Below are 22,856 nucleotides of genomic sequence, written 5' to 3' on the forward strand. Positions count from 1 at the left end.
CCCGCGCACGAGTGAGGAGATCGACACCGTGAACACCACCGTGGGACGCGGCGCCGCCCCACCCTCCACCCGGCCGTCGCGCCGATGGCGCATAGCGATCGCCGTGGCCGCGTCCGTCGGGCTCGTCGCCGGCGGTCTGACCGGCGTCGCCGGTCCGGCACACGCCGCCGAGCCCCCGTCGTACACCTTCACCACCACGGTCAACCCGATCCTCGGCGACGGCAGCTACTACTCCGCCGACCCGGCCCCGATGGTCGTCCGCGCCGGTGCCCCCGGCAACGACACCGACGCCGACCAGCTCTACGTCTACACCGGCCACGACCAGGCCGGGCCGTCCACCAACGACTTCATCATGAACGAGTGGGGCGCCTTCCGGACCGCCGACGTCGAGGCGGGGGAGTGGACCCACTACCCGTCGCTGATGCGCCCGGAGGCCGTCTTCGCCTGGGCCACCCCCGGCCGTGCGTACGCCGGCCAGGTCGTCCAGGGCGTCGACGGACGCTACTACTGGTACGTCCCGATCCACGAACGCACCAGCACCGCGTCGGACCGGTTCGCGATCGGGGTGGCCGTGTCGGAGAGCCCGACCGGCCCGTGGACCGACCACGCGGGCGGCCCGATCATCTCCCAGCGGGTGCCCACGCCGAACACCATCCACAACATCGACCCGACGATCCTGGTCGACGGCGAGGCCCCGAACCAGCGCGTCTACATCTGGTGGGGCTCCTTCAGCCAACTGCGGATGCTCGAACTCCAGCAGGACATGAAGACCCCGATCGGCACCCCGCGCACCGTCACCGGCCTGACCGGCTTCTTCGAGGGCGCCTGGATCTTCACGCGTAACGGCACCTACTACATGGCGTACGCCGGCAACAACGCCGGCCCGACCTCGCAGTGCACCCCGGCGAACTACCACGCCTGTCTCGCCTACGGCACCGCCGCGTCGCCGGAGGGACCGTGGACCTACCGGGGAACCTTCCTGCGGCCGGTCTCCTCGACCACCAGCCATCCGGGTGTCCTGGAGTTCAACGGCACCTGGTACCTGGCGTACCACACCGCCGACGCCGTGGGCGGCGGTCACTTCCGGCGCTCGGTGGCGATCGACCCGGTCGAGTGGGACGACTCGCTGACGCCGCCCCGGATGAAGCTCGTGACGCCGACCCCGGCCACGGGACGTGACCTCACGCCCCGGCCGAACATCGCCCAGGAGGCCCGGGTCACCGTCTCCAACGAGCCGGTACCGGTGCAGTACTGGGTGAAGGCACTCAACGACGAGATCGTCCGGTCGAACCCGCTGCCGCCGGACATGTGGGGCACCTGGACCGGCAACAATCCGCCGCAGCAGTGGGTGCAGTACACCTGGGACCAGCCGATGCGGATCTCCGGTTCGCAGATCGACTTCTGGAACGACCAGCCGCAGGGCACCGGCGTCGGAGTCGCCGCGCCCGCCCGCTGGCGTATGCAGTACTGGAACCTGGAGGCCGGGCAGTGGGCCGACGTGCCCAACCCGAGCGGTTTCCCGACCGGAACGCAGGGTTTCCAGAACACCACCTTCGACCCGGTGACCACCACCCAGGTCCGCGCGGTGTTCGAGGCGTCGACCAACGGCAGCACGTACTCCGGGGTGGCGGTCGAGGAGTGGAAGGTCCTCGCCGCGCAGCCGGAGTCGGTCAGCGCACCGGCGATGACCGTGGAGGTCGGCGAGACCGACCTGCCGGACACGCTGCCGGTGTCGTTCGGCGCGCAGACGCTGCGGGTGCCGGTCTACTGGGACGAGGTGGCGTCCGCGGACGTCGCCGAGCCCCGGACGTTCACCATCGGTGGGACCGTGCTCGGCTACGCCGCCGATCGCGTCTCCGCGCAGGTCACCGTCATCTCACCGGACGACACCGAGGGAGACGTGACGTCGCCGACGGTGACGCTCACGCCCAGCGGCAGCGCCGGCAGCGACGGCTGGTTCCGCTCCACGGTGCGCGTGCGGGCCGCCGGTGTCGACGACCGGGGTGGCCGGATGACCATCTCCACGCGGGTCGGCTCGGACACGCCGGTCGAGACCACCGACGTCCGGTCGGTCGACGTCACCGTCTCTGGGGACGGCCGGCACACGGTCACCGCGACCGCCACCGACCGCGCCGGCAACGTCTCCGACCCGGCCTCCCTGGAGGTACGCGTCGACGCCACCGCACCGGTCAGCACCGCCACCGTGAACAGCACCACGCGGGCGGTCACGCTCGCCGCGACCGACGCCACCTCCGGCGTCGCCCGGATCGAGTACGCCATCGGCACGGGCGCCTGGACCACGTACGACGGTGCGGTCCCGGCACCCGACGCGAACCGGCACACGCTGGCGTACCGGGCGGTCGACGTGGCCGGGAACCTGGAGACCGCCCGGACGGTCGCCATCCCGGCCGACCTGTCCGGGCCGCTCACCGGCAACATCGGGCCGATCGGCACGCCGACCGCCTCGTTCACGGCGAGCTGGAACAGTCTCACCGCGCTCAACGACGGTGCCGACCCGACCAACCCGGGTCAGGCGCAGATCTGGGGCACCTGGTCGGGCACCCGCCCGGCCACCCAGTGGATCCAGTACGAGTGGAACCGCCCGGTGCGGATCACCGGCACCGAGCTGAAGTTCTGGCGGGATTCCAACCGGGGCACCGGCGACGGTGTCGCCCAGCCCGACGGGTGGGTGCTGCAGTACTGGGACGCGACCACCTCGACCTGGCGTGACGTGACCGGCGCGTCGCCGTACGGCACCAGCACCACCGCGTTCAACACCGTCTCCTTCGACCCGGTGACCACGTCGAGGGTGCGGGCCACCATCCAGGCCAACGGCAACGGCACCACCTACTCGGCGGTCGCCGTCACCGAGTGGCGGGTGTTCGCCGACGACCCGGGCGTCCGGCCCGAGGTGCCGGTGACGGTCACCGTGCAGGCGCGGTGTGTGGCCGGGAAGGCGTACGTGGCGGTGCAGGCGCGTAACGACCACGACGCTGCGGTGGACGTGGTGCTGGAGAGCGCGTACGGGCAGCGGTCGGTGTCGGCCTTGGCGCCGGGTGCGAGCGCGTTCCAGCAGTTCACCACCCGTGCCGCGTCGGTGCCGTCCGGCAGCGCGACGGTCCGGGCCACCGGCACGGTCGACGGCACGGACGTGACGACCGTGGTCACCCAGGACCATCCCGGCGCGAACTGCGCCGCCGACCCCCGTCAAGCCCAGTAACCACGAGAGACAACGGAGAGTCGCATGAACACAGGGAATCGGAAGCGGTTGCTGGCGGCGGGTGCCGCCGGGGCGTTGCTGGTCGGGTCGGTGGCGATGGCCGCGCCGGTGTCGGCCGATCCGGGTGACAGCGGTGACGTGACGGTCACGGTGGAGATCGAGGAGTTGGTGGAGCCGGGTGTGTTGGCGATGTCGATCGCGGGTCGTGGCCACACGCTGGCCTGGCACTCGCAGCAGCCGGGCTGGATGCAGAACATGTCCGGCACCCAGTTGCGTAACGCCATGCTCAACCACGTCACGCGCGTCGCGACCTACTACCGGGGCAAGATCCATTCCTGGGACGTGGTGAACGAGGCGTTCGCCGACGGTGACAGTGGCGCCCGGCGCGACTCGAACCTGCAGCGCACCGGTAACGACTGGATCGAGGCGGCGTTCCGGGCCGCCCGGGCGGCGGACCCGGGCGCGAAGCTCTGCTACAACGACTACAACACCGACAACTGGAACTGGGCCAAGACCCAGGCCGTCTACCGGATGGTCCAGGACTTCAAGAACCGGGGCGTACCGATCGACTGCGTCGGGTTCCAGTCGCACTTCAACGCCCAGTCGGCGTACAACAGCAACTACCGCACCACGCTGTCCAGCTTCGCCGCGCTCGGCGTGGACGTGCAGATCACCGAGCTGGACATCGAGGGCTCCGGCACCTCGCAGGCCAACACCTACCGCAGTGTGGTCAACGACTGCCTCGCGGTCGCCCGCTGCACCGGCATCACGGTGTGGGGCATCCGGGACACCGACTCGTGGCGCTCCTACGGCACCCCGCTGCTCTTCGACGGCAGCGGCAACAAGAAGGCCGCGTACAACTCGACGCTGGAGGCCCTGAACGCGGGCACCACCCCGCCGCCCACCACCACGCCGCCGACCACCACGCCGCCCACGACCCCGCCGCCGACCACCCCGCCGCCCGGCGGATCCGGCTGCACCGCGACCGTGTCGCTGAACTCCTGGACCGGCGGGTTCGTCGCCACAGTGCGGGTCACCGCCGGCTCCAGCAGCCTCAACGGCTGGTCGGTGACGGTGGCGCTGCCCGGCGGCAGCACGGTGACCAACACCTGGAACGCCCAGGGCAGCGGCACCAGCGGCAACGTGACCTTCCGCAACGTCAGCTACAACGGAACCGTCAACGCGGGTACCACCACCGAGTTCGGCTTCCAGGGCAACGGGACCGGCCCGACCGCCACCCCCACCTGCACCGCCAGCTGAGATGAAAGGAAGGGCCCCCTGCTAACGCCTCGTGCATAGCAGGGGGCCCTTGCTAACACTGCACTCCGCACACCGCACCCGGCGCGCCGGGCGCGGTGTGCGGGGGTCAGCAGCGGCTGATGCTCGCGTTGGAGAGCGTGACGTTGCTGATGGTCAGGTTGGTGGCACAGGGGTTCTCCACGATCCGGTTGTTGGCCAGCGTGAAGTTCCGCAGGGTGATGTCCCGGTTGCCGGGGAACTCGGCACGGGCCGCCAGGCGGACCTCCCCGCCACCGCTGATGGTGCCGCCGCCCGCCGCGATGTCCACGCCGGTGCAGTTCTCGATCAGGACGGCGTTGTTGCCGGTGTTGGCGATGTCCACCCGGTTGATCGCCGTGCCGCCGGACTCCGAGACGCAGAAGACGCCCCGGCCGCCGCCGCGCGCGCGGACCGTACCGACCCGGATGTTGATCGGGTACGACGAGCCGATCCGACCCGCGCGGTTGGCGACCCGGAAGGCGGCGTAACCGGTACCCGTGCCGGCGTTCTCCGCGTCCACGGTGGTCACCGTGGCGTTGATGGTCTCGTTGAGCAGCAGGCCCGACTCGCCGACGTTGCGGGCGGTCACCGTGCCGATGGTCAGCCCGTCCACCCCGTACGTCTCGACCGCGTGTGCCCGGGCGCCGGAGACGTACACGTTGTCGATGCGGATGTTGCGTGACCACTGGCTGGTGTCGCCCCGGTTGTCGATGCGGACGCCCAGACCGCCGGAGAGCCGCATGTCGATCTGCCCGAGGATCACGTTGGTGACGTTGCGCATGAAGATGCCGTACAACGGGGCGCCGGTGACGCTGAGGTTCTGCACCTCGACCTGGGTGGTGCCGCGGGAGTAGATCGGGGCCTGGTCGCCGGTGCCGGACCCGGTGACGTTGATGGTGCCGCACACGTCGATCGTGGTGTAGCTGGGCAGCGAGATGCGGGACCCGGCGCTGATCGTTCCGGAGCCCCGGACCACGACCCGCTGCTTGCTGGTCCGGCCGGCGCTGAGGCTGTTCACCGCCGCCTGGACGGCGGCGCGCATGTCGGTGCCGGTGTAGACCGTGCTGCCGCCGTTACGGGCGGTCCAGGTGCCGCCGTTCAGGACGGCCTCCGCCTGGAACGCGCCGCTGCCGCAGCCGCTGGAGCCGCCCAGGACGGCCAACTGCCACTGCTGGTTGGTGCCGCCGACGTCCTGGTACTGCGAGATCATGCCGCCGTCCGCGGTGGACCACTCCCACACGTCGAGCGCCTTGTTGGAGTGTCGGTTGACGAAGCGGACGTAACCGCTGTCGGAGTCGGCCAACCGGAAGTGCTGCCGGTTGTTGCCGCTGACCGGCGCGTTCTGCACGAGTTGGACGCCGTCGTTGGCGTTGGGCAGTTCGAGGACCTTGCCGCTGTGCACGGAGCGGATCTGGTAGTAGCCGTTGCCCACGTCGACGAAGCGCCACTGCTGCACCGCCGCGTCGTTGCGGGTGAACTGGTTGACCGGGGCGTTGTCGGCGGTGGACCAGTTCCACACGTCCATCGCCTTGCCGCTGTGCCGGTTGACGAACACGTACGTGGCGTTGGGGTCGACGGTGGCGGCCCGTGCGGCCGGCGCGGTGACCGTCTCGGCGGTGCCGAGGAGCACCAGCGCGGCGACGACCACCAGGCCGAGGCGTGGTCGTCCCTTCGTTGTCCTGAGCAGCATGCGGTTCCTCCGGTGTGGGGATCGGTGGTGGTTGGCTAGGGCGTGGCGACGCCCGCGCGGCCGTGAACCGCGCGGGCGCCGCCGGGTGGCGAGGGGTACGCCGGTCCGGGTCAGGCGATCGCGCAGGGCGTGGTGTTGAGGGTGAAGGCCGACGGTGCGGCGGTGTTGCCGCCGTGGGTGGCCTGGAAGCCGATGGTCACCGAGGCGTTGGGCGCGATGGTGCCGTTGTAGGCGGCGTTACGGGCGGTCACCGCGCCTGAGGTCGGGGCGTAGGTGGCGTTCCAGCCGCCGGTGATGCTCTGACCACCGGGCAGCGTGAAGGCCAGGCTCCAGCCGTTGACCGTGGTCGGGCCGGTGTTGGTGATCGTCACCGAGGCGGTCAGCCCGGTGTTCCAGGCGTTGACCGTGTACCCCACCCGGCAACCCGCGCCCGGCGGCACGGTCGGGCTGGGCGGCACGGTCGGGGTCGGCGGCGGGGTGGTGGGGGTGATCGTCGGCGTCGGGGTGGTGGTCGGCGGCGTGCTGTCCAGACCGAAGAACCGCAGCGCGCCGGCGGCGTCGACCGGCAGGTTGTGCGACACCCCCTGCATGCTGATCGCCTCGACCGGCGCGGTGCCGCCGCTGCCCCCGTACCGAGTCCGGGTGTAGCCGGCCTGCGGACTGTCGGTCGTCGTCGGGGTCTGGCTCACCCCGTGCACGTTCGTCCACTGCTTGACCTGCTCGCCGAAGTTCGGATACCGCAGGATGTCGTCGTTGGTGCCGTGCCAGATCTGCATGCGCGGTCGTGCTCCGGTGTAGCCCGGGTACGCGGCGCGGACCAGGTCACCCCACTGCTGCGGGGTACGCGTCACCTGCCCGTTGGCGCACTCGCTGTTCCACTCCGAGCCGTTGGTGGTGGCGAAGCAGCCGAACGGTACGCCCGCGAACGCCGCCCCGGCGGCGAACACGTCCGGGTAGACCCCGAGCAGCACATTGGTCATCATCGCGCCGGACGAGACGCCGGTGACGAAGATCCGTGCCGGGTCGACCGGGTAGCGCTGCCGGACGTGGTCCACCATCGACATGATGCCCACCGGATCGCTGCCGCCACCCCGGCGCAGTGCCTGCGGCGAGGAGACGTCGAAGCACTGGCTGCTGCGGGTCACCGACGGGTAGACGACGATGTAGCCGTACCGGTCGGCCAGTGCCGCGAACTGGGTGCCGGAGTGCAGGGCCGGTCCGCTTCCGGTGCAGTAGTGCACCGCGACCAGCAGCCCCGGCCGGGGCGCGACCCGGTCGGGCACGTAGAGGTACATGCGCAGGTTGCTCGGGTTGGTGCCGAAGTTGGTGACCTCGGTCAGTGTCGCTGCCGAAGCGGGTGTCGGGACCGACAGCGCGGCCAGCGCCGTCAACGCGATGGCCGCCAGGGCGGCGCACCACAGTCTGATCGCCGTTCTCATCGGGACGTGTCCTCCGGACGGGGGTGCGGACAGGGCGGTGTTCCGATCGAGGGCTGCCCGGTGCCCGTGGTCGTCCGGCTCAGGAACATCGATGATTATCAGTCGGCAGGGCGGCGGCTGGCAAGACGCACGACCCGTCCCGGCTGGCGCGGGACTGTCAGCGCCGCCTGACCGGGGTGCCCGTGCTCACTGCTCGTCGTCGACCACGTCGGTCTCGCCGTCGTGGGAGAAGAGCGACGGCAGGTGCACGTCGGGTTGCGGTGCCTGCGCCGGGTCGTGGTGCGGATCGCCGTCGGGGGAGAAGAGCACCTGGTCGGTCTTCGCGGTCTTCTCGCGTTCTTCCTCCGGCTCGGTCACGACCCTCTCCTCCGCTCGTGGGCGTTGCTCCCCGACGCTACGGGCGGCCGACGGCACGCCAGGTGCGGCGATGCCGCCGACCACCCGAACGGGGTCAGGGCCGCAACAGCACCGGACCGGCGTCGATCCGGGTCCGGAACAGTGCGTACGGCTTGCGTCGCAGGTCCCGTCCCCGGTTGAACGGCGGCTGCCGGTGCACCTGGTTGGCGATCACGTACAGGTGCCGGTCGGTGGCCACGCTGAGCGTGTCCGGCCAGAGCAGCCGTGCGTCGTGCACCACGGTCTCGTACTCGCCGTCGGGTCGTCGGCGCAGCACGGCGTTGTGTTCGTAGTTGGTCAGGTAGAGGCGTCCGGCGTCGTCGGACTCCAGCCCGTCGGCGCCGCCGCCCTTGTCGCCCTCGTCCATCACGGTCGCCGCCACCGCCGCGTCGGTCAGGGTCCGGTCGGCCAGCGCGTCGGTGGCGACGCTGTACCAGCGGCGGGTGGCGAGGGCGCAGTAGTAGAGCCGGGCCCCGTCGGCGGAGATGGCGATGCCGTCCGCGCCGACGCCCACCGGTTGGGGCGGGCCGTCCGGCGGCCGGACCAGGAACGGGCGGCCCTCGACCACCGGGCGGAAGTCCGCCAGCGGCGCGGCCTTGGTCGACGGATGGTCGTTGAGCCGCCGCCAGGACTCGCCGCTGGCCAGGTCGACCACGATCAGCGCGTTCGGCGCCCCGTCGGCCGAGTCGGTGAGGTACGCCAGGCCCGCCTCGCCGCGCCGCAGGTCGAAGCGGACGTCGTTGAGGTACGAGGTGGGCAGTGCCACGTCGGGCGGGAACGTGATCACCTGGGCGACGGTGTCGGTACGCAGGTCGATCCGGACCAGTTTCGGCCCGCCCGGCTCGGTCAGTTGGAACATCGGGCTGCCGGTGTCGAGCACCCAGAGCCGGTCGGCGGGGTCGACGACGACGCTCTGCACGGACACGAAGGCCGAGGCGTCGTCGTTGCCGGACGGGGTGTTCCACGCCCGGTCGGGATAGGGCACCTCGCGTCCGCGTCGCAGCTCGACCACGGTCGCGGGCACCTCGTCGCCCCAGCGGGGAAAGTTGACGAAGATTCGTCCCCGGTGCGAGACGGTGACCCCGGTCGGCATCGGGCCGCGGAAGCGGTGCACCACGTCCAGCTTGCCGACCGGCTCGTCGGTGGGTATTCCGTTGCGCATCTGCGACCTCCCGGAAGATACCGGCATCGGTTGATCTCTCTGTATCAATCATTGCAAATCGGTCAGGCGGTTCGACACCTCGCGTCAGCCATCCGACCCGCCGTCGGCCGGAAATCCATTCGTCACGCAACCGTCATGCGTCCGCGCGGTACCCGCCACCTGCCGGCGGCAGGGTGGGGCCGACCCCCTCTGACGTGGAAAGGAGCGCGCTATGGCCGTTGCACTGGACGACCACCTGGTCACCCTGACCTGCGACAACTGCGGTGACATCGTCACCGGGTCGGGTGCGCCCTCGGGCGGCGAGGTGGTGTGGACGCTGCTCTCCGAGCACGGGTGGAGCGGCTCCCCGCTCGCCGACGGCCCGCACCGATGCGCCCACTGCACCCGACTCGGCCCGGCCCCCGACGGCGTACCGGGAGGCGTCACCGGCATCGAGCACCTCGACGGCGTGACCGTGGTGACCATCGCCGGTGACGTCGACCTCGACACCGGCGACGCCCTGGAGTTGGCGTTGCGGCACGCGACCGACATGGGCGGCCACGTGGTGGTCGACCTCGGCCGCACCGACCTGATCGACTCGACCGCGTTGGGCCTGCTCGTCCGGGCCCACCACCGCGTCGCCGAGCGTGGCGCGACGCTCTGTGTCGCGGCGAGATCGCCGCTGATCCGTCAGGTACTGCGGGTCACCCGCCTGGACGAGGTGTTCCCGCTCGTCGAGACCCGCGCCGACGCGCTGGCCCGCCTCGACGCCACCGACCCGGCCCGCTGACCGCCGGCCGGCTCCGCAGGCCACCTGAGGCCCGCCGGCCGCCGGCCGACGCCACCACCGATCCGGCCCGCTGACCGCCGGAATTCGCTGGCCCCCTGGTGGCCGGAACGGACGCCGCCCTCGACTCCGTCTCGGGAGCGAGGGCGGGGCGGTCAGAACGGGGCCGGGGTGATCGTGTCGCCCGATCCCGGGCCCTGGGGGAGGGGCCCGGGATCGGACCGGCCGCGGGACCCGGCCGGGGATAGGCGACTCGAACCGATCCGGCCCGCCCGTACCAACCGGTGCCTGGCGGTACGGGCGAGCCGGAGCTCAGTGGCGGCTGCGCCTGGTATTGGCCAGCCGCAGGGCGTTGCAGACGTCCAGCACACCCTCGACGTCCCAGGCCAGCTCGCTGGCGGCGCGGCGGGTCTCCGCGCTGCCGACCAACCCGGTGAGGATCACCACGCTGTTCTGCACCATCACGGTGATCTGCTGCCGCCGGGTGGTCCAGTCGGCGCTCAGCCGCTGGGCGACCAGGGCGGCCAGTCGGACGTCCTCGTCGTGATGCTGCGGTTCGTCCCAGAGCGCGCGGAAGGAGTGGTCGTCCGGCATCGGCCAGGGCCACGGCATCACCACAGCGGTCTCCTTCGTCGTCGACGCCGGCGACGCGAGGCGCCGTCCCGATCGACCACCACACTGCGCAACGACCTTGGAGTGGACCGCACGGTTGGATGACATTTGCATGACAGATCCTGCCGGTGCCCGCTGCCGACCGGTGCCCGCGCCCGACGGTCGGGCCTCTCCCGGAGCGGCGGCTGTGCGGCGGAAGGCCAGGTCAGAGCGGTGAGGTGACCGGCGGCGGCGTGTCGTCGGCCCGGTCCGCGGCGGGCAACCACAACACGAAGACGCTGCCCGTTCCGGGCCGGGAGAAGACCGCGGCCTGCCCGCCGTGCGACTCCACGATCTGCCGCACGATCGCCAGCCCGAGTCCGGTACGCCGATCACCCGGCTCGCCCCGCCCGGTCTCGCCGCGCCAGAACCGGTCGAAGACCCGGCGCTGGTCGTCCTCGGCGATACCCGGTCCCTCGTCCGCCACCGCCAGCCACAACCAGCCGCCCGCACGCCCGGTCGCCACCTGGACGGCTCCGCCCAGCGGGGAGAGGCGTACCGCGTTGGAGAGCAGGTTGCCCGCCGCCCGACGCAGGGCGTCCGGGTCGCCGATGAGCCCCAGGTCGTTGCCGAGCGCGTACCGCAGCCGCAGCCCGCGCCCGGCGGCCAGCGGGGCGAAGTCCTCGCCCGCCTCGCGCGCCACCGCGCTCAGGTCGACGTCGGTGTCGGCCATCGCGTCGGCGTCCCGGCGCGCGGTGGCCAGCAGGTCCTCCACCAGCCGCGACATCCGGGTGGTGGCCCGGTCGATCGTCGCCACCGCCGCCGTCCGTTCCGGCTCGGTGGCCTCCGGCGAGTTCAGCGAGGCGTCCAGGTTCGCCCGGATGATCGCCAACGGACTGCGCAACTCGTGTGAGGCGTCGTCGATGAGCTGACGTTGGGCGTGGAAGGCGTGGTCCAGCCGATCCAGCATCGAGTCGATGGTGTCGCCGAGATCCCGCAGCTCGTCGCGGGGACCGGCCAGCCGGATCCGGCGGGACAGGTCGGTGGCCTGGATGTCCCGGGCGGTACGCGCGATCGCGCCCACCGGACGCAACGCCCGCCCCGACAGCACCCACCCGATGCCGAGACTCGCCACGAAGAGTCCACCGAGCGCGATCAGCGAGTAGTCCCGGACGGTCTGCAACAGTCGCAGATTGACCTCGTCCTCTATCTGCTGCACCTCGGCCACCTCGATGGTGGTGCCGGTGGCCACCGTCCGGCCGTCGGCCTTCTGCTTGTAGAGCTGCGCCTCGTACCGTTTGGAGATCGGCTTCGGGTCGACCGCCCGGTCCACCGCCACGTACGCCACCGCCAGCCCCGCCCCGGCCAGCGCGAACAACAGCGTCGAGTAGAGCACCGTCAACCGGAACCGGATCGACCGGAACAGCCTCACGTCGCCACCTCGCTCACGTCGCCACCTCTCGCAACCGGTAGCCGCGCCCGATCACCGTCTCGATCGGTGGCTCGGTGTCGGTGCCGGTGAGTTTGCGCCGCAGCGTACCCACGGTGACCCGGACCGTCTCGGTGAACGGGTCGGCGTTGGCGTCCCAGACGTGCTCCAGCAGCTCCTCGGCGGGCACCACCCGGCCAGGATGCGTCATCAGGTACTCCAGCACCCCGAACTCCTTGCGGGTGAGCTGGAGTTCCCGTACGCCCCGACGGGCCTCCTGCCGCGCCACGTCCAGGCTCAACGCCCCCACGGTCAGCACCACCCCGGTGCCGCCGGTGTCCCGCCGCAACAGGGCCCGCACCCGCGCCAACAGCTCGACGAGGGCGAACGGCTTCACCAGGTAGTCGTCCGCGCCCTCGTCGAGCCCGCGTACCCGGTCGCCGAGCGCGCCACGGGCGGTGAGCATCAACACGCGCAGGTCCCGCCCACCGGCGACCTCGACCGCGCCGGAGCGGATCGCCCGGCACACCGCGAAGCCGTCCTCGTCGGGCAGGTTGACGTCCAACAGCATCAGGTCGTACGCGTTGACCAGCAGCAGCTCGTACGCCTGCGCCGCGTCCACCGCGACGTCGACGGCGTAACCGGCGCGGACCAGCCCGAGCCGCAACGCGCCGGCCAGGTCCTCCTCGTCCTCCACCACGAGCAGCCGCATCTGTCCGTCACCCTCTCGCGATCAGCCTCTGCGCCACCTGCGACGCGCGGTCGATCGGGACCGCGAAGCCGATCCCGATGTTGCCGCCTCCCTCCAGTGTGGCGATGGCGGTGTTGACCCCGACCACCTCGCCCCGCCCGTTGACCAACGGCCCGCCCGAATTGCCGGGGTTGATGGACGCGTCGGTCTGCACCGCCGGCTGCCGGGTGCTGCCACCACCGAGCCGGACCGGGCGGTCCAGCGCGCTGACGATCCCGGCGGTCACCGTGCCGGAGAGCCCCAGCGGCGAACCGACGGCCAGCACCGGTTCGCCCACCCGAGTCTGCCCGGTGGGGGCGAGCGGCAGGGGGCGCAGCCCGTTGCCCGGATCGACACGTAGCACGGCGATGTCCGTACCCGGGTCACGGCCGACCAACCGCGCGGTCAGCCGACGGCCGTCCTGACCGACCACCTGGATCGTGCCGCCCCGGGCCACCACGTGGTCGTTGGTGACCACATGCCCCCGACCGTCGATCAGGAAACCGGAACCGGAGGCACCGCGCCCGCCGGACGAGGTCTGCACCGACACCACCCCGGCCAGCACCCGGTCGGCGGCGGCCACCAGGTCACCCCCGGGCCCGAGGGTGAGCGGCGGCGCGGCGGCCTCCGCCGCCTCCGGCATATCGTCGCGGGCGGCGAGGTGACCGGCCACGCCACCGGCGCCCGCCGAGACCGCCACCAGCGTCAACCCGACCAGCAACAACCGGGGCCACCGGGACGGGCCGCCGCCGGGGGAGACGTCCGGCGGCGTGTCCGGCCCGACCGGCCCACCCGGCACGGCGGGTACGACCGGCGGCGCCGACGCGACTCCCGGTACGCCCGCCGTGGCGGCATCGCCATGCAGGTTCGGGGAGACGAACCGCGGCCCGCGCGGCTCACCGAGGCCCGGAATCGTGCTCGTCATGAACTGTCCCTTCGAAGTCGTCACGGCAGGCGGGAGAACCAGAGCATCGACGCCGCCGCGGCCAGCAGCGCGAACACCAGCCCGCCACCGATGAACCGGGCCGACACGTCCTGCCGCTCCATCCGGTAGCCCACCGACGAGCCGATGTCGGCGTACGCCTCGCGAAGTTCGGCGCTGCTGCCCGCCTCGTAGTAGCCGCCCCCGGACTGCTCCGACACGACCCGCAGGGTCTCCCCGTCGACCGGGACGCGCTGTCCCGCGCCGATCTGGCCGTCGAGCGTGCCGAACGAGATGGTGTCGACCGGTACCCCGGCCTCCACCGCGTCGCCCGCCGCCGAGGTCGGGTTGCGCCCGGTGGTGTTGGCCCCGTCGGAGAGGATCACCACCCGGGCCGGCGGCGGCTCGTCGACCGCCTGCGCGTCAAGCGTGCGGATCGACTCCAGCGAGGCGTCGATGGCGTCGCCGATCGCGGTGCCCTGCACGCCCGTGACGCCCTCGTCGAGCCGGTCGATGCCGGCCGCCATCACCTCCCGGTCACCGGTCGGCGGCACCATCACCGAGGCGCTGCCCGCGAACGCCACCAACCCCACGTTGAACTCCTCCGGCAGGTCCGCGACGAACTCCCGGGCCGCGTCCTTGGCCGCGACCAACCGATCCGGCGGTACGTCGTCGGCGAGCATGGACCGGGACACGTCCACCGCGACCATCACGGTGGCCCGTTCACGGGGTACGCGCACCTCGTCGGTGGGCCGGGCGAACCCGACCACCAGCAGCGCCAACATGGCGATGAACAGACCGGCGGGCACGTGTCGCCGCCACGCCGGGCGGGCCGGCGCGACCTTGTCCAGCAGCCGCAGGTTGGTGAACCGCACCGCGTACCGGCTGCGTCGCCGCTGCATCACCAGGTAGCCGACGACCAGCGCGACCACCCCGGCGAGCAGCCACAACCTTTCCGGGGACTCCCAACTCACGCGTTTCTCCCTCCAGCCGGTCGGGTGGCTCGGGCGAGCCGTCGTTGGGCGTGGACGTGGCGGACGATGTCGGCGATCCAGTCCCGGTCGGTGCTCAGCGGCAGGTGTGACGCACCGGCCCGCCGCAACGCCCGGTTCACCGCCAGGCGCTGGGCGGCGGCGGCTGCCGCGTACCGCTCCCGCAGCTCGCGGCTGCCGGTGGACACCTCGCGCCGCTGGCCGCTCTCCGGGTCGACGAGCGTGATCAGGCCGACGTCGGGCAGTTCCAGCTCGCGCGGGTCGCGGACCTCGACCGCGAGCACCTGGTGCCGGGCGGCCAGCCGCCGCAGCGGTCGCTCCCAGTCCGGCGGCGGCCCGTCCGCGCCGCCCATCCCCTCGTCGGGCAGGCCGTCGAGGAAGTCGGAGACCACCACGGCGAGACCGCGCTGACCGGCGGAACGGCGCAGCCCGTCGATCGCGTCGGCCAGCGGCACCGGCTGGGTGGCGGGCCGCCCCCGGGGCACCTCCATCAACGTCCGCAGCAGATTGATCAGGTGGTGGCGTCCGGTGCGGGCGGGGAAGCGGCGTACCCCGGCGTCACCGAGCAGATGCGCGCCGAGCCGGTTGCCGGTGCCGGCGGTGAGGAACCCGACGGCGGCCACGGCCGCCACCGCCAGTTCCCGCTTCTCCAACTCGGCGGTGCCGAAGTCCATGCTGGGCGTGGCGTCCACGAGCGTCCAGGTGGTCAGCTCCCGGTCCGCGTCCACGGTCCGCACGTGCGGCACGGCGGTACGCGCCGTCACCGACCAGTCCATCCGCCGGACCTCGTCCTCACCGGCCCGGTACTCGCGGCTGCCCGCCGGCTCGCTGCCCGGACCGGGCAGCAGCCCCAGGTGCTGGCCGTGCAGCAGCCCGTCCAGGCGGCGGTTGATCGTCAACTCCAGCCGGCGCAACCGACGCTGCGGCGCGAGCCGCCCGACACTTGTCGTGTGCGCGTTCACGCCGCCGCCCCCAGGCCCGGCCCCTGTTGCTCCTGCGCGGGGGCGATCTGCGGCGGCGGCACCGCCTCCACGATCCGCCGCACCAGCTCACCGGCGTCCACGTCGTCGGCGACCGCGTCGAAGCTGAGCACCAGCCGGTGGGTCAGCACGTCGGCGGCGATCTCCCGCACGTCGGCGGGAAGGACGTAGTCGCGGCCCCGCAGCAGGGCCAGCGCCCGTGCCGCGGCGACCAGGCCGAGCGTGGCCCGGGGGCTGGCACCGTACGCGAGCTGGTCCGCCACGTCGGCCAACCCGAAGCGGCGCGGGTCCCGGGTGGCCAGCACCAGGCGGACGACGTACTCGGCCAACGCATGATGGACGAACACCTCCCGCGCCCGGGCCTGGAGCGCCGCGAGCCGGGCCGGGTCCAGCACCGGCCGGGCGGCCGGCGTGCTGGTGCCCATCCGATAGAGGATGCCCAGCTCCTCGTCGTCGGTCGGGTAGTCGACCACCACCTTCATCAGGAACCGGTCCCGCTGCGCCTCCGGGAGCTGGTACACCCCCTCGGACTCGATCGGGTTCTGGGTGGCCAGCACCAGGAACGGAGTCGGCACCGGATAGGTCCGCCCACCGAGCGACACGTGCCCCTCGGCCATCACCTCCAGCAGCGCCGACTGCACCTTCGCCGGAGCCCGGTTGATCTCGTCGGCGAGCACCAGGTTGGCCATCACCGGTCCCAGTTCCACGTCGAAGCTCTCCGTCGACGGGCGATAGATCCGGGTGCCGAGGATGTCCGACGGCACCAGGTCCGGGGTGAACTGGATCCGGGCGAAGCTGCCACCCACCGCCGTGGCCAGGGTCTCGGCGGCGAGCGTCTTCGCCACCCCGGGTACGCCCTCCAACAGGCAGTGCCCCCGGGCCAACAGTGCGGTCAACAGCCGCTCCACCAGCCGGTCCTGGCCGACGATGACCCGCTTCACCTCGAACAGGGTCTGTTCCAACAGTCGGGCCGCCCCGGCGTGCTCGCCGATGACGTCGAATTCGCGGATGTCGGTCGTCGTCACGCACTCGCTCCTCGGTCGCGTCAGGGACGCGGGTACCCGACCTGCGGGGGAGGCCGGGTACCCGCTCCTGACCCATTGGGCCAGAGCCCCCCGAAAGCCAACCGAACGACGACCGTGAAGGCCGGGCACCGCCAGGCCGATGGACCGGATTCGGCGAGTGGTGGGGTGCCATGTGGACGCGGTGGTGTGGTGCACAGAGCGTCTGGGCAGGTGGAGTGGGGTGTGCGGGCGCTATCGAGCTGATGGCGCAGACGGATCGCTTCGTGGGACGGCTAGCCGTCGCGCACGGCGATGCCCTTGCGCGACAGCACAAACGGTTCAGCTCGACAGGGCTAATACCCACAGATGTACGCCGTCTCCGGTCGCGAACTGATTCACCAGATGAGCGGGTGGCTCACCCCCGTCAAGATCACGCTCGATCCTGGATCGAGTGGCATCCCAGCGCCCCGATAACCACTCGATCCAGGATCGAGCACGACCTTGATCCCAGCGCGCGAGTGGTCGTCAGGCGGCCAAGGAGACGCTGGCAGTCAGACAAAGCTGAACATCTGTGTGGCGGGCGGCATCGGCGGAACAGCAGCGGGGCGGGCGGTGAGCCGGTGCATGCCGACCCGGAATCGGGCATTGGCGGGGCTGGTGAAGGACATTTCGCTGAAGCCGTGCTCGGCAAAGCAGGTGCGGACGTCGTGGCTGGGGTCCTGACCGTCGTCGGCGCGTCCTCGGGTCCAAATCACAATGCCATCGGCGACGACAAGGGTGTGCAACATGGCGATGGTCCGGCGTACGTCGTAGAACGTGATGTTGCCGAACACGCCGCACGAGAGGAGTAGGTGCGCGGGCTGGACGTCCACGTAGGTATCCGTCGCACCAGCGTCTGCGGTTCGCACTTCGATCCCGGGCAGGCCGAGACCGATGGCCGCGGCACGGGCGCGCTGTGACAATGTCGGGTCACGTTCGATGAGTAGCGCCTCGACTGTGCGTCCGCCGTCATGTTCGGCAAGTACCGGCAGCACGTCGCGCCCATCACCAGCGCAGATGCTGATCAGCCGCCGGGTGCCTCGTTCATCGCGAGGTGCTTCGGCCAGAGCCCGCCGAAGGTCACGCTGGACGATGTGCAGCCTGCGTGCCAGTGACGAGTTCGGGGTGTCGTAATCCTGATGCCACCGGAGCCAGTCCTTGGTCACGATGGCATTCAATCAGCAACGAACGATGAGATCCGTCGCGCACCCGCCGAGGTCCGCAGTCGCCCCGTCGCCCGTACCCTCCTCGCCGAGATCATCCAGCGCACCCCCGCCCCCGCCGACGTGGCCCGACTGGCCACCACCGTAGGCCTGATCCCCCACACCCCCACCTGACCAAGTGCACGCCCCGCCGCGGTCCCGCCCATCGCCCCGCCGATCATGGAGCTGTGGTCGACGGCTTGTCCAAATACGTCCACACTTGCCGCCGCCACAACTCCATGATCGGCGGGTTTCGTGGCGCCAGCCCGTGTTGATCAAGAGGTTTTGGTCCTCTACGCGCGGGTTCCGTGAACCAAACCTCTTGATCAACGCGTCGAGCGTCGAGGCGCTAGGGGAGGGGTCAGAGGCGGTTGCGCTGGGTGCGGTAGCGGCGGATGAGGGCGGCGGTGGAGCTGTCCAGCGTCGTCAGGTCGGGTCCGTCGCCGGTGAGCAGGGGAGCGAGCTGGTTCGCCATCACCTTGCCGAGTTCCACGCCCCACTGGTCGAAGGGGTTGATGTCCCAGATCGCGCCCTCGGTGAGGACGATGTGCTCGTAGAGGGCGACCAGTTGGCCGAGGGCCGCGGGGGTGAGGCGGTCGGCCGTGATCGAGGTGGTGGGGTGGTTGCCCGCCATCACCTTGTGCGGTACGAGGTCGGCCGGAGTACCTTCCGCCGCGACCTGCTCGGCGGTGCGGCCGAAGGCCAGCGCGGCGGTCTGGGCGAAGAAGTTCGACATGAACAGGTCGTGCATGTCGCCGATCTCGTGGTTGGGCTCGCTGAACCCGATGAAGTCGGCCGGCACCAGCCGGGTGCCCTGGTGCAGCAGTTGATAGAAGGCGTGCTGGCCGTTGGTGCCCGGCTCGCCCCAGAATATCTCGCCGGTGTCGTACGCCACGGGCTGCCCGTCGGTGCGGACCGACTTGCCGTTGCTCTCCATGGTGAGCTGTTGCAGGTAGGCCGGGAACCGGTGCAGGTACTGCGAGTAGGGCAGCACCGCGTGGGTCTGCGCGCCGAGGAAGTTGGCGTACCAGATGTTCAGCAGGCCGAGCAGCACCGGGGCGTTGCGGGCCGGCGGTGCGGTGCGGAAGTGCTCGTCCATGGCGTGGTAGCCGGCCAGCATCTCGTCGAAGCGCGCCGGGCCGATGGAGAGCATCACCGACAGGCCGACCGCCGACGGCAGCGAGTAGCGTCCGCCGACCCAGTCCCAGAAGCCGAACATGTTCGCCGGGTCGATGCCGAAGTCAGTCACCCGCTGGGCGTTGGTGCTGACCGCGACGAAGTGCCGGGCCACGGCCTCGTCGCCCGCGTCGAGTCCGGCCAGCAGCCAGCGTCGGGCCTGGTGGGCGTTGGCCAGGGTCTCCTGGGTGGAGAAGGTCTTCGACACGATCACGAACAGCGTGCTGGCCGGGTCCAGGTCGGCGGTGGTGTCGTGGATGTCGGTGGGGTCGATGTTCGACACGAACCGGCAGGAGATGCCGGCGTCGCGGTACGCCTTGAGCGCCTCGTACGCCATCACCGGTCCGAGGTCGGAGCCGCCGATGCCGATGTTGACCACGGTGCGGATCCGCTCGCCGGTGTGTCCGCGCCACTGGCCGGACCGCACCTGGTCGGCGAAGTCGGCCATCCGCTGCCGGACGGCGTGCACGTCGGCCACCACGTCCTGACCGTCCACGGTCAGCGTGGCGTCGCGGGGCAGCCGCAACGCGGTGTGCAGGACGGCCCGGTCCTCGGTGCCGTTGATGTGCGCTCCGGCGAACATCGCGGCGATCCGGTCGGTGAGCCCGACCCGCTCGGCCAGCGCGGTCAGCAGGGCCAGGGTCTCGTCGGTGACCAGGTTCTTGCTGTAGTCGACGTAGAGATCGGCCACCTCGACGGTCAACCGCTCGCCCCGGTCGGGATCACCGGCGAACAGGTCCCGCAGGTGCGTCGCGCGGATCTCGTCGGCGTGCTTGCGCAGGGCCTGCCACTCGTCGGTGGTGGTGACGTCCGCAGCCATCGGATCGATCGTCTCCTCGCAGGGTAGGCGCGCCGCCGGCGTCGTCCGGCCGGCGGGATGGGACCAGCCTGCCACACGAAGATCGCCGCACCGGGCCGGACGCGGGGTCACCGGTCACGATCCGCGCGGGTGTCGATGCGCTGTGCGCACGGGCGGCGGACGTCGGCGGGGTCGCTGCCCGACGCGGGAACGGACAGGGCAAGGTGGAGGCATGACGACGCCGGCACCGAAGAATCCCGCAGCCGCCTCCGCGACCTCCGCAGCCCCCCGGCAGACGCTGCTGGTGCTGGGCGCCAGCGGGGACCTGACCGGCCGGTTGCTGCTGCCCGGGCTGGGCCGGTTGCTGGCCAGCGGCGCGGTGCCGAATCTGCGGCTGATCGGCAGCGGCATGGAGGACTGGGACGACGAGCGCTGGCGTCGCCGGGTGGCGGACTCGTTCGCCAGTGTCGACGCGCAGGGGCCGGTCGAGGCCGACGTACTCCGCGAGACCCGGTACGTGACCGCCGACGTGACCCGTGAGGAGGACCTGCGGGGGCTGCTCAGCGGCTGTGCCGGCCCGGTGGTGATCTTCTTCGCGCTGCCGCCGTTCGTGACCGCCCGGTCGGCCGCCGCGTTGGCCCGCATCGGCGTACCGCCGGGCACCCGGCTGATGCTGGAGAAGCCCTTCGGCGTCGACCGGATCTCGGCGCGTTCGCTCAACGAGCTGCTGGCCACGTTGGTGCCCGAGGACCAGGTGCACCGCATCGACCACTTCCTCGGCAAGTCCACCGTGCTGAACCTGCTCGGCCTGCGCTTCGCCAACCGCATCTTCGAGCCGGTGTTGAACAACACCCACGTGGCCTGCGTGGACATCGTCTTCGACGAGACCCTGGGCCTGGAGGGTCGGGCCGGCTACTACGACCGTGCGGGCGCGTTGGTCGACATGGTGCAGAGCCACCTGCTCCAGGTGCTCGCCCTGCTCGGCATGGAACCGCCGCCCACGCTGAGCGCGAAGGAGCTGCGCGGGCGCAAGGCGCAGGTGTTGCGGGCCGTCCGCCTGTGGCAGGACGACCCGGTGGCGGCGAGCCGCCGGGCCCGGTACACGGCGGGCGACATCGACGGCCGCCACCTGCCCGCCTACGCGGCGGAGGAGGGCGTGGACCCGGGCCGGAACACCGAGACCCTCGCCGAGGTGGTGCTGGAGGTGGACACCTGGCGCTGGGCGGGCGTCCCGTTCCGGCTGCGCTCCGGCAAGGCCACCTCGGCGGTACGCAAGGAGGCCGTCATCACCTTCAAGCAGCCGGCCCGGGTGCCCGACGGCCTGACCGGGTACGAGGAGCCGGACCGCCTGCGGATCGGGTTCGGGCCGGACTGTCTCGGGCTGAACCTGAACATCAACGGCCCCGGCAACCCGTTCGACCTGGACCAGGTGCACCTGATGGCGGACTTCGGCCCCGGCGAGCTGCCCGCGTACGGCGAGGTGCTGCGCGGCGCGTTCGAGGGCGACCCGACGCTGTCGGTGCGGGGCGACGTGGCCGAGGAGTGCTGGCGCATCGTCGAGCCGGTGCTGGCGGCCTGGAAGGCGGGGAGCGTGCCGTTGCAGGAGTACGCGGCCGGTTCGGCCGGTCCGGAGGATTCGTTGCTCGGCCCGGTACGCGGCTGACCAGGGCGACCGGCGGCTGCACCGCGTGAGGGATTCTCACTGATGGTGACAGTGTGATATCTCTCAGCTACTTTTCAGGCACCGGTGCTAGCTTCCCGTCTCGACGGGATCCATGATGGACGGCGCCGATTCCGTTGCGACACAACGGCTGAGGCGTAGAAGTTTCACGTCCGTGCCACGGTCGCGCCTGTGGTCGAGGGAGAAGCTCGTGGTGTTCAAGAAGATGCTGGGTGCCTTCGGGATCGGCGCGCCCAGCGTCGACACGGTCCTGTCCGATCCGGGCACCCGCCCCGGCTCGATGCTGACCGGCCAGGTGAACCTGACCGGCGGCAACCAGGACGTGGACATCGACCAGGTCGTGTTGAGCCTGGTCACCCGCGTCGAGGTCGACGGCGCGGACGGCGACCACGACGCGACCGTCGAGTTCCACCGGGTGCCGGTCGCGGGCGGGCTGCGCCTCGCGGAGGGGCAGCACCTGGCTCTGCCGTTCCAGATCCCGATGCCGTTGCAGACCCCGGTGACCGACGTCTACGGCCAGCGGCTGCCCGGCATGACCATGGGCCTGCGCACCGAGGTCGCCATCCGTGGCGCGGTCGACAAGGGCGACCTCGACCCGGTGTACGTGCACCCGCTGCCGGTGCAGGAGCGGATCCTCGAGGCGTTCGGGCGGCTGGGCTTCCAGTTCAAGGGCGCCGACCTGGAGCACGGGCAGATCGCCGGGGCGCGCCAGACGCTGCCCTTCTATCAGGAGATCGAGTACTTCGCCGCGCCGCAGTACGCCCACGAGATCAACGAGGTCGAGCTGACCTTCCTCGCCGACGAGCAGGGCGTCGACATCGTGCTGGAGTTCGACCGGCGCGGTGGCCTGTTCACCGGTGGGCACGACTCCTACGGCCGCTACCGCGTGGCGCACGCCGACGCCGACCAGCGGGACTGGGCCGCCGAGGTCGACGGCTGGTTCCGTCAGGCGCTCGACCAGTACCGCACCCTGCACCCCGGCGCGGCCTTCGCCCAGCCCGGCCCGCAGGGTTACGGCCAGCCGGGCTACGGGCAGCCGGGTTACGGCCAGCCCGCCTACGGCCAACCCGGCTACGGCCAGCCGGTCGGCTACCCGCCGCAGCAGCCCATGTACGGGCACCACCAGGAGGAGCACCACGAGCGGCGCGGGCCCGGCATGGGCGCGGTCGCCGCCGGTGTGGTCGGCGGTGCGGCGCTCGGATTTGCCGGCGGCATGGTCGCCGACGAGGTCTTCGATTCCTTCGGTGACGACGAGGGCGACGACGGCGGCGAGGAGTGACTCGCTGACTCGTCGCCCCGTCGACGTCACCACGAAGCGGGTCTCCACCCGCGACGGCCGCCCGGTCGCCAGGCTCCCCAC

General features: G+C 71.4%; 17 protein-coding genes and 1 pseudogene. 5 read left to right on the forward strand and 13 right to left on the reverse strand.

All coding sequences use genetic code 11. The features are described from left to right. The first annotated feature begins 19 nt into the window (after positions 1 to 19). Together HUT12_RS15885 and HUT12_RS15890 are read left to right on the forward strand one after the other, a co-directional pair. Positions 20 to 3,220: a family 43 glycosylhydrolase gene (locus HUT12_RS15885; protein ID WP_176095806.1), complete on the forward strand. Its 3,201-nt coding sequence runs from the start codon at positions 20 to 22 to the stop codon at positions 3,218 to 3,220. Positions 3,221 to 3,244: 24 nt separating this feature from the next. Next, the gene (locus tag HUT12_RS15890) at positions 3,245 to 4,480 is read left to right on the forward strand and encodes an endo-1,4-beta-xylanase (RefSeq protein ID WP_254876841.1); all 1,236 of its coding nucleotides are present in this window, start codon (positions 3,245 to 3,247) and stop codon (positions 4,478 to 4,480) included. Between the two features lie 106 nt (positions 4,481 to 4,586). On the opposite strand, the gene HUT12_RS15895 is transcribed toward HUT12_RS15890, so the two are convergent. The 4 genes from HUT12_RS15895 to HUT12_RS15910 all read right to left on the reverse strand — a co-directional run bounded on the left by HUT12_RS15895 (position 4,587) and on the right by HUT12_RS15910 (position 9,185). Further along, a complete protein-coding gene (locus HUT12_RS15895; protein WP_176093867.1) occupies positions 4,587 to 6,188 on the reverse strand; it encodes an RICIN domain-containing protein in 1,602 nt (533 codons plus the stop codon). A 110-nt stretch (positions 6,189 to 6,298) separates the two neighbouring features. Further along, complete coding sequence (locus HUT12_RS15900) at positions 6,299 to 7,627, reverse strand: PHB depolymerase family esterase (RefSeq protein WP_176093868.1); 1,329 nt, start codon at positions 7,625 to 7,627, stop codon at positions 6,299 to 6,301. Between the two features lie 186 nt (positions 7,628 to 7,813). Further along, the gene (locus tag HUT12_RS15905; RefSeq protein ID WP_176093869.1) at positions 7,814 to 7,984 is read right to left on the reverse strand and encodes a hypothetical protein; all 171 of its coding nucleotides are present in this window, start codon (positions 7,982 to 7,984) and stop codon (positions 7,814 to 7,816) included. Between the two features lie 94 nt (positions 7,985 to 8,078). Then, positions 8,079 to 9,185 (reverse strand): L-dopachrome tautomerase-related protein, encoded by a 1,107-nt coding sequence (locus HUT12_RS15910; protein WP_176093870.1) that lies wholly within the window; start codon positions 9,183 to 9,185, stop codon positions 8,079 to 8,081. A gap of 211 nt (positions 9,186 to 9,396) precedes the next feature. Here HUT12_RS15910 and HUT12_RS15915 point away from each other — a divergent pair, with 211 nt between their 5' ends. Continuing rightward, entirely contained in the window at positions 9,397 to 9,954 is a 558-nt protein-coding gene (locus HUT12_RS15915) for an STAS domain-containing protein (RefSeq protein ID WP_131055733.1), read from the forward strand. Positions 9,955 to 10,263: 309 nt separating this feature from the next. On the opposite strand, the gene HUT12_RS15920 is transcribed toward HUT12_RS15915, so the two are convergent. The 9 genes and pseudogenes from HUT12_RS15920 to pgi form a co-directional block, all read right to left on the reverse strand. Continuing rightward, the gene (locus HUT12_RS15920) at positions 10,264 to 10,563 is read right to left on the reverse strand and encodes a BON domain-containing protein (RefSeq protein ID WP_131057253.1); all 300 of its coding nucleotides are present in this window, start codon (positions 10,561 to 10,563) and stop codon (positions 10,264 to 10,266) included. Positions 10,564 to 10,768: 205 nt separating this feature from the next. Further along, positions 10,769 to 11,974, reverse strand: a complete 1,206-nt coding sequence (locus HUT12_RS15925) for a HAMP domain-containing sensor histidine kinase (protein ID WP_176093871.1) — start codon at positions 11,972 to 11,974, stop codon at positions 10,769 to 10,771. Positions 11,975 to 11,987: 13 nt separating this feature from the next. Continuing rightward, positions 11,988 to 12,683, reverse strand: coding sequence for a response regulator transcription factor (locus HUT12_RS15930; protein ID WP_176093872.1), 696 nt, complete (start codon positions 12,681 to 12,683; stop codon positions 11,988 to 11,990). A gap of 7 nt (positions 12,684 to 12,690) precedes the next feature. After that, positions 12,691 to 13,626, reverse strand: coding sequence for a S1C family serine protease (locus HUT12_RS15935; protein ID WP_176093873.1), 936 nt, complete (start codon positions 13,624 to 13,626; stop codon positions 12,691 to 12,693). A gap of 20 nt (positions 13,627 to 13,646) precedes the next feature. Continuing rightward, on the reverse strand, positions 13,647 to 14,597 hold the full coding sequence (locus tag HUT12_RS15940) for a VWA domain-containing protein (protein ID WP_131057837.1): 951 nt from the start codon (positions 14,595 to 14,597) through the stop codon (positions 13,647 to 13,649). Next, a complete protein-coding gene (locus tag HUT12_RS15945) occupies positions 14,594 to 15,577 on the reverse strand; it encodes a DUF58 domain-containing protein (protein ID WP_176093874.1) in 984 nt (327 codons plus the stop codon). Before HUT12_RS15945 ends, HUT12_RS15940 begins: the two co-directional genes overlap by 4 nt. Further along, positions 15,574 to 16,551, reverse strand: a pseudogene (locus HUT12_RS15950) (AAA family ATPase); the annotation flags it as partial. The pseudogene HUT12_RS15950 and the gene HUT12_RS15945, both read right to left, overlap by 4 nt. A 599-nt stretch (positions 16,552 to 17,150) precedes the next feature. After that, the gene (locus HUT12_RS15955) at positions 17,151 to 17,804 is read right to left on the reverse strand and encodes a class I SAM-dependent methyltransferase (RefSeq protein ID WP_176093875.1); all 654 of its coding nucleotides are present in this window, start codon (positions 17,802 to 17,804) and stop codon (positions 17,151 to 17,153) included. A gap of 397 nt (positions 17,805 to 18,201) precedes the next feature. Next, positions 18,202 to 19,836 (reverse strand): glucose-6-phosphate isomerase, encoded by a 1,635-nt coding sequence (gene pgi, locus HUT12_RS15960; protein WP_176093876.1) that lies wholly within the window; start codon positions 19,834 to 19,836, stop codon positions 18,202 to 18,204. Between the two features lie 211 nt (positions 19,837 to 20,047). Between pgi and HUT12_RS15965 the strand changes: the two genes are divergently transcribed. Then, complete coding sequence (locus tag HUT12_RS15965; RefSeq protein ID WP_176093877.1) at positions 20,048 to 21,478, forward strand: glucose-6-phosphate dehydrogenase; 1,431 nt, start codon at positions 20,048 to 20,050, stop codon at positions 21,476 to 21,478. A gap of 208 nt (positions 21,479 to 21,686) precedes the next feature. Further along, on the forward strand, positions 21,687 to 22,775 hold the full coding sequence (locus HUT12_RS15970) for a sporulation protein (RefSeq protein WP_176093878.1): 1,089 nt from the start codon (positions 21,687 to 21,689) through the stop codon (positions 22,773 to 22,775). The last annotated feature ends 81 nt before the right edge of the window (positions 22,776 to 22,856 follow it).

Origin of the sequence: Verrucosispora sp. NA02020 (genome assembly GCF_013364215.1) — a bacterium.
Taxonomy (GTDB): domain Bacteria; phylum Actinomycetota; class Actinomycetes; order Mycobacteriales; family Micromonosporaceae; genus Micromonospora.

Excerpts from the sequence above, each read along its gene's own strand:
- HUT12_RS15890 (WP_254876841.1), top strand. The coding sequence starts at position 3,245 with ATGAACACAGGGAATCGGAAGCGGTTGCTGGCGGCGGGTGCCGCCGGG.
- HUT12_RS15915 (WP_131055733.1), top strand. The coding sequence starts at position 9,397 with ATGGCCGTTGCACTGGACGACCACCTGGTCACCCTGACCTGCGACAAC.
- HUT12_RS15930 (WP_176093872.1), bottom strand. The coding sequence starts at position 12,683 with ATGCGGCTGCTCGTGGTGGAGGACGAGGAGGACCTGGCCGGCGCGTTG.
- HUT12_RS15900 (WP_176093868.1), bottom strand. The coding sequence starts at position 7,627 with ATGAGAACGGCGATCAGACTGTGGTGCGCCGCCCTGGCGGCCATCGCG.
- HUT12_RS15910 (WP_176093870.1), bottom strand. The coding sequence starts at position 9,185 with ATGCGCAACGGAATACCCACCGACGAGCCGGTCGGCAAGCTGGACGTG.
- HUT12_RS15965 (WP_176093877.1), top strand. The coding sequence starts at position 20,048 with ATGACGACGCCGGCACCGAAGAATCCCGCAGCCGCCTCCGCGACCTCC.
- HUT12_RS15935 (WP_176093873.1), bottom strand. The coding sequence starts at position 13,626 with ATGACGAGCACGATTCCGGGCCTCGGTGAGCCGCGCGGGCCGCGGTTC.
- HUT12_RS15895 (WP_176093867.1), bottom strand. The coding sequence starts at position 6,188 with ATGCTGCTCAGGACAACGAAGGGACGACCACGCCTCGGCCTGGTGGTC.
- pgi (WP_176093876.1), bottom strand. The coding sequence starts at position 19,836 with ATGGCTGCGGACGTCACCACCACCGACGAGTGGCAGGCCCTGCGCAAG.
- HUT12_RS15920 (WP_131057253.1), bottom strand. The coding sequence starts at position 10,563 with ATGCCGTGGCCCTGGCCGATGCCGGACGACCACTCCTTCCGCGCGCTC.